This window comes from uncultured Eubacterium sp., from assembly GCF_937958975.1.
GTDB lineage: Bacteria > Bacillota > Clostridia > Lachnospirales > Lachnospiraceae > Eubacterium_G.
Window position 1 is genome coordinate 1 of sequence record NZ_CALGRE010000016.1, and the last position, 6,681, is coordinate 6,681.

7 protein-coding genes are annotated in these 6,681 nt (G+C 35.5%); 1 reads left to right on the plus strand and 6 read right to left on the minus strand.

What is annotated here, in order from left to right:
- The first annotated feature begins 160 nt into the window (after positions 1–160).
- Positions 161–1,531 carry an argininosuccinate lyase gene (gene argH, locus Q5O86_RS02955; RefSeq protein WP_302625659.1) on the plus strand — a complete coding sequence of 457 codons (1,371 nt, stop codon included), beginning with the start codon at positions 161–163 and terminating at the stop codon, positions 1,529–1,531.
- A gap of 73 nt (positions 1,532–1,604) precedes the next feature.
- Here the strand turns inward: argH and Q5O86_RS02960 are convergent, their stop codons facing one another.
- The 6 genes from Q5O86_RS02960 to Q5O86_RS02985 form a co-directional block, all read right to left on the minus strand.
- A complete protein-coding gene (locus tag Q5O86_RS02960; protein ID WP_302625660.1) occupies positions 1,605–2,495 on the minus strand; it encodes a DNA/RNA non-specific endonuclease in 891 nt (296 codons plus the stop codon).
- Positions 2,488–2,886, minus strand: a complete 399-nt coding sequence (locus Q5O86_RS02965) for a ribonuclease Z (protein WP_302625661.1) — start codon at positions 2,884–2,886, stop codon at positions 2,488–2,490. Before Q5O86_RS02965 ends, Q5O86_RS02960 begins: the two co-directional genes overlap by 8 nt.
- Before the next feature lie 4 nt (positions 2,887–2,890).
- The gene (locus tag Q5O86_RS02970; protein WP_302625662.1) at positions 2,891–3,769 is read right to left on the minus strand and encodes a mechanosensitive ion channel family protein; all 879 of its coding nucleotides are present in this window, start codon (positions 3,767–3,769) and stop codon (positions 2,891–2,893) included.
- Between the two features lie 80 nt (positions 3,770–3,849).
- Positions 3,850–5,013: a phosphoglycerate dehydrogenase gene (locus tag Q5O86_RS02975; RefSeq protein WP_302625663.1), complete on the minus strand. Its 1,164-nt coding sequence runs from the start codon at positions 5,011–5,013 to the stop codon at positions 3,850–3,852.
- A gap of 42 nt (positions 5,014–5,055) precedes the next feature.
- Positions 5,056–6,141: a 3-phosphoserine/phosphohydroxythreonine transaminase gene (gene serC, locus Q5O86_RS02980; RefSeq protein ID WP_302625664.1), complete on the minus strand. Its 1,086-nt coding sequence runs from the start codon at positions 6,139–6,141 to the stop codon at positions 5,056–5,058.
- Positions 6,142–6,214: 73 nt separating this feature from the next.
- Positions 6,215–6,681: thiamine pyrophosphate-dependent enzyme (locus Q5O86_RS02985; RefSeq protein ID WP_302625665.1), on the minus strand; the 467-nt coding region annotated here is incomplete at its 5' end.

A 6,681-nucleotide genomic window follows, 5' to 3' on the forward strand; every position in this document is an offset into this window, starting at 1 on the left:
ATTGAGTTTCATTTTAAATCTGCTTCGCAGATGAAACTCAAGCAGGTAATCAATCCTTCGGATTGGTTACAAGTATTATAGCAAAAGTTTAATTGAAAAACCACCACTGTAATGATATACTCTTTAAAGACATAAAAACAACATAAAGCGAGGTATACATATGAAATTATGGGGAGGTCGTTTTACTAAGGAAGAAAATCAGTTAGTTCATAATTTTAACGAATCACTTTCCTTTGACCAAAAATTTTATTCACAGGATATCAGAGGCAGTATTGCACATGTAACAATGCTCCAAAAACAGGGGATTATAACTAAAGAGGAAATGGATACGATTATTCAGGGACTTGAAGGAATAAAATCTGATATTGATAACGGCACACTATCTTTTGATAAAGAAAGTGAAGATATTCACAGTTTTGTTGAGGCAAATCTAATTCAACGTGTAGGTGATGCAGGAAAGAAACTGCATACCGGACGCAGTCGTAACGACCAGGTGGCTCTGGATATGAAACTTTATACAAGAGATGAAGTTTTAGAAATTAATAATTTATTAAAAACCCTTCTTTCATCACTCTTAAAAGTTATGAAAGAAAACACCGGGACTTTTATGCCAGGTTTTACTCATCTGCAAAAAGCTCAGCCAATTACGCTATCACATCATTTCGGTGCATACTTTGAGATGTTTCAGAGAGACCGTGAAAGATTAGACGATATTTATAAAAGAATGAATTATTGTCCGCTGGGTTCAGGAGCATTGGCCGGCACAACCTATCCGTTAGATAGAGAATATACTGCCACACTCCTTGACTTTACAGGTCCTACACGAAACAGCATGGATTCCGTATCGGACAGAGATTATATTATTGAACTTTTAAGCTGTCTTTCCACAATTATGATGCATTTGAGCAGGTTTTGTGAAGAAATTTGTATCTGGAATTCTAACGAATACCGCTTTGTGAATATTGACGATTCTTACAGCACCGGTTCCAGTATTATGCCTCAGAAAAAGAATCCTGATATCGCGGAGTTGATTCGGGGAAAAACAGGACGTGTCTATGGTTCTCTTATTTCTATTCTCACAACAATGAAGGGACTTCCATTGGCATACAACAAGGACATGCAGGAAGACAAAGAACTTACATTTGATGCCATTGACACTGTTAAAGGATGTATTCTTCTTTTCACAGGAATGATTGACACTATGACTTTTAACAAAACCAATATGGAAAATAGCACAAAACATGGCTTTACCAACGCTACAGATGCAGCCGATTACCTCGTAAATCATGGAGTTCCATTTAGAGATGCTCACGGAATTGTCGGTCAATTAGTTTTATTCTGTGAAGAAAAAGGAATTGCTCTGGACGATATGACGCTGGAAGAATATAAAGCAATCAGTCCGGTATTTGAAAAAGACATTTATGATGCAATCAGCCTGGAAACATGTGTAAACAAACGTATGACAATCGGCGCTCCAAGCCCGGAAGCAATGAATCAGGTAATTCAAATTTACGATGAATATTTAAAATAGAAAATACAAAACCGTCTCATTTAATCACAAAATGAGACGGTTTTTCTTATCTTTTTAATGCACCCCAAAATAATTATGGTTTGCATACTCCACAAGGCTCATATCCCTGCTCAATTAATTCTTCCCTTGTTCCTTTATACTCTCCTCTATTCTCTTTATGTATATTACTTACACTACTACAACCTGGCAAATGAAACTTTTGTGTATTCATATTTAAAACATATACCATTGAACTATTTTTCGTCTGTTCCGTCTTTGTTGATTCCTCTACGAAACTCTCATTATTATCTAATTTACTATTTCCTGTGGCATAATCAATCATAATCTGCGGCTGCACATTATAACAATACACATTAAAAGATATCCCTTCTCCCTCATCTTCTACGGAATATCCTTCCATCTGCACTCCCCTGGCAACAATCTCGTCACCTTGAAACACCGGTGTTACACGATACATCACATGGTTATCTGTTTCCTTCACATAATCTGCCACCATATCTTCAAATGGAAGCATCCCCTCTACATTCATATATCTTGTACCTGTAATAAGATTTTTTTCATTTGCATTTTCACCGGTCAACTGATATCCAATTAAATGGCATCGATTATAAAGAGATTTTCCATCTACAAAATCATAACGCACCGACTGCCATCCACTCGGTTTTATCTGACTAATGGAGCTTCTTTTTTCCGTTGGCATAATATCTTTTCCCACAGATGCCACTGCCACACCACATCTTCCCAGTCGGTCTAATTTTGAATATTTCTCAAAAGACCTGCCTGTAATTTCTTTCTCAGTAAACTCCGGCTCATTATCATTAATTGCTATATATGGTATTCCACTGTATTCCGGTATCTCATCTATTGAAGCATAATAAGATGTCGTCTCCGATTGATTACATCCCGATAATATAAATAAAACAAAAAACATCAGTATAAAAAATTGTTTCATTTTATTATGCATTTTTTATATACACCTCTTTCACAATTTTTTCATGAGAATATCCCTGAAACTCTGATAAATCTATAAGTTTCCAATGCGTAAATTGAAACCGGTAATCTGCGGGATATACCTTATCCCACCTATAAACAATTATTTTTTCAATTTTAGACTCATCAAAAATCTCATTTTCTATAAAACAATATTCCCCTCTATCTGCTTCATTATAAGCATTTTCTGAGACAATAATATTTTTTCCCACTTCTCCAAACTGTTTATAACTATACGCTCTCATATACAGCCTATTATTTTCCACCATATTAAGAATATCTTTTCTGACACAGCGGTCCTGACTCTGTCTCCGATGATTAAAAATCATTCCATCCTTTTGGTCTAAACAAATAATACAAATCATAATCTTAACTCTTCACATGCACTTCTAACTGATTGTATGGAATAACAATATTATTTTTTTCTAACTCAGATTTTATTGCTTCGTTCAAATAAAAAAATGCATCCCAGTAATCATCCGGACGAACCCAGGCTCTAGTCTCTAAATTAACACTACTTTCATCCAATTTTGTCACCACAACATTATTTTTCTTTTCTTTTAACGTATAAGGACAATTAAGGATAATGTTTGTGACAATCTCCTTTGCTTTGGAAATATCACTATCATAATGAATAGAAAATTTTACATCAACACGTCTTCCATCCATATTTGTATAATTGACAATCGTTTTATTTGACACTTCACCGTTCGGGCACTTGATAATTCTGTTATCATATTTTACCAGAGTCGTATATACAATATCAATTTTAATAACTGTACCTTCCTCACCGTCAATCATAACATAATCACCTATTTTAAACGGTTTCGATACAAGAATTAGAATACCGCCTGCAAAATTAGACAGACTTCCCTGCAATGCCAGACCCACAGACAATCCGGCGGTACCGAGAAGCGTGACAAATGATGTGGTCTGTATTCCTATTTCAGCACAGATAATTATCAATACAATAATATATCCTGCCACGTTTACAATTGAATCAATAAATTTTATAACACCCTCATCTACTTTTGATTTTGTAAAGATATTCTTAATAAATTTTCTTACAAGCTTTATAATTATCTTGCCAATTAAGAAGATGATAATTGCAACAATAATACTAAACCCAAAATCTATTAGTTTTTCCAATGCAGTGTCTAAAAATTTTGTCAGCTTACTTACATCTTCATTCAATTTATCTACATTTGACTGTATTTCTTCTACACTATTTGCAAATAAAAAATTCATATTCTTCTCCATATTAGAAATGAGGCTATCTCAACAACAGCCTCATTTCATATTATACCAATTCGTAAATTATATAAACTCTATTTTACTACTCTTACTTTAATTACACCCTCAACAGCACTCAGTTTCTGAACCAATGCCTCTGTTGCCGAATGGTCTAAATCCATAATAGCATAAGCAAAATCACCCTTTGATTTATCTACCATGTCTGCTACATTAATATTTTCTGCCGCAACAACAGACGTAAGCTGTCCAATCATATTTGGTATGTTTTTATGACAAACTGTTATTCTGGCTGCCTTATCGCAAACACCCAATGTTGCATTTGGATAATTCACTGAATTAACAATATTTCCATTATCCACAAAATCCATAATCTCATTTACTGCCATTACAGCGCAATTATCTTCGGATTCTTCTGTGGAGGCTCCAAGATGAGGAGTTGCAATAACACCTTCCATATTTGCTGTTTTCGCATTTGGAAAATCTGTGACATACTTCTTTACTTTTCCTGTCTTTAAGGCCTCTGCCATATCATCGTCACATACAAGTAAATCTCTGGCAAAATTAAGAACTACAACTCCATCTTTCATCATTGCAATTGTGTCCTTATTTATCATTTCTCTCGTATCATCAAGAAGTGGTGTGTGAACTGTAATGAAATCACATGTCTTGAATATCTCTTCTCTTGTCTTTACAAGATTTACAGCTCTCTTCAGACTCAATGCACTTTCTACAGAAAGAAATGGGTCTGTACCATATACTTCCATTCCCATAGAAACCGCCATATTTGCAACTAATCTTCCAATTGCTCCAAGACCAATTACACCAAGCTTCTTACCTTTAATTTCATTTCCTGCAAAATTTTTCTTTGCCTTCTCCATTGTCTTATTGATGTTTTCATCGGACTTATTATCATCCACCCATTTATTTCCACCAATAATATCTCTTGAAGCAAGCAACATTCCGCAAAGAACCAGCTCCTTAACACCATTTGCATTAGCACCCGGAGTATTGAATACAACAATACCCTTTTCTGCGCATTTGTCCAATGGAATATTATTTACACCTGCACCAGCTCTTGCCACTGCCATAAGACTTTCCGGCAAATCTAAATCATGCATTGCAGCGCTTCTCACTAATGCGACGTCTGCCTCAGCAAAATTATCTGTCATTTCATAATTATCATTTAATAAATCTGTTCCTAAATTTGAAATAGGATTTAAGCAATTTACTTTTGTCATCTTTTCTCTCCTTCTTATATTGATACACAGTACACCTAAATGCTATTGTGCATTGTCTGCCTCGAATTTTTTCATAAATTCAACTAATGCCTTTACACCTTCTATCGGCATAGCATTATATATACTAGCTCTCATACCGCCTACTGTTCTGTGTCCCTTAAGGTTTTCAAGACCGGCTGCTTTTGCTTCTGCGACAAACTTGGCATCCAATTCTTCATCGCCTGTAACAAACGGTACATTCATTAGAGAGCGGTCTTTTGGAACTACAGTTCCCTGGAACAATTTACTGTTATCTAAGAAATCGTAAAGAATCTTTGCTTTTTCTTCATTATGTTTCTTCATAGCCTCTAAGCCGCCCATCTTCTTAATCCATTTAAATACTTTTCCACAGATATAAATACCATAACATGGAGGTGTATTATAAAGTGAAGCAGCATCTGCCTGTGTTTTCCATGCAAGCATTGTTGGAACTGATGCATCTACTTCTTCCGGAATTAAGTCTTCTCTAATAATGGCGATTACAACACCGGCCGGTCCAACATTCTTCTGAACCCCACCATAAATCACACCATATTTTTCTACATCCACAGGTTCTGATAAGAAACATGAGGATACATCTGCTACTAAAGTATGTCCCTTTGTATTTGGTAATTCATGATATTTGGTACCGTAAATTGTATTGTTCTCACATATGTAAACATAATCTACATCATCATCAATATCTAAATCACTGCAATCCGGAATGTATGAAAAAGTTTTATCCGCAGAAGAAGCAACTCTCTGCACCTCTACATACTTTTCTGCTTCCTGTGCTGCCTTTTTTGCCCACTGTCCCGTTACAATATAAGCAGCTTTTCCATTTTTCTTTAAATTCATAGGTACAGCCGCAAACTGCTGTGAAGCTCCACCCTGAAGGAATAACACCTTATAATTATCAGGAATATGCATTAAATCTCTAATATCCTGTTCTGCCTCATCAATAATCTGCTGAAATGCTTTCGAACGATGGCTCATCTCCATCACACTCATTCCACATCCTTTGTAATCAAGCATTTCTTCTGCTGCTTCTTTTAATACTTCTTCCGGTAATACTGCCGGACCTGCTGAGAAATTGTATACTCTAGCCATTTTATAATACCTCCATGTTTTTGTTTATGCTATAATAATCTTTTTTATATCAGTTGTAAGTTCAGCTATCAGCTTAACAATCATATCCTTTTTCTGCCAAGTCCTCTGCTGAAAATGCCTCACTGATTGCAGTATTCGCAGGAACCATTGGAAATACCTTGTCATCCTGGTCAATCTGTGCATCAATTACACAAGGAATATTTAACTGAATAGCTTCCTTTAATGCTTCTTCAAATTCCGCTACTGTAGTAACACGATAAGCCTTTGCGCCCATTCCTTCAGCAATCTTAACAAAATCAACTCCATCATTCAGAACTGTGTTTGAATATCTCTTACCATAGAACAATGTCTGCCACTGTCTAACCATTCCTAAAACGTGGTTGTTAATAACAATCTGGATAATTGGAATATTATATCTTGTCGCTGTAGCAATCTCATTCATGTTCATTCTAAAACATCCATCACCGGCAATATTTACAACTATCTTATCTTTATTGCCCATTTTGGAACCGATACAGGCACCAACACCATATCCCATTG

Coding starts and splice junctions, on each gene's coding strand:
- argH (WP_302625659.1), top strand. CDS start 161: ATGAAATTATGGGGAGGTCGTTTTACTAAGGAAGAAAATCAGTTAGTT.
- Q5O86_RS02965 (WP_302625661.1), bottom strand. CDS start 2,886: ATGATTTGTATTATTTGTTTAGACCAAAAGGATGGAATGATTTTTAAT.
- Q5O86_RS02960 (WP_302625660.1), bottom strand. CDS start 2,495: ATGCATAATAAAATGAAACAATTTTTTATACTGATGTTTTTTGTTTTA.
- serC (WP_302625664.1), bottom strand. CDS start 6,141: ATGGCTAGAGTATACAATTTCTCAGCAGGTCCGGCAGTATTACCGGAA.
- Q5O86_RS02975 (WP_302625663.1), bottom strand. CDS start 5,013: ATGACAAAAGTAAATTGCTTAAATCCTATTTCAAATTTAGGAACAGAT.
- Q5O86_RS02970 (WP_302625662.1), bottom strand. CDS start 3,769: ATGAATTTTTTATTTGCAAATAGTGTAGAAGAAATACAGTCAAATGTA.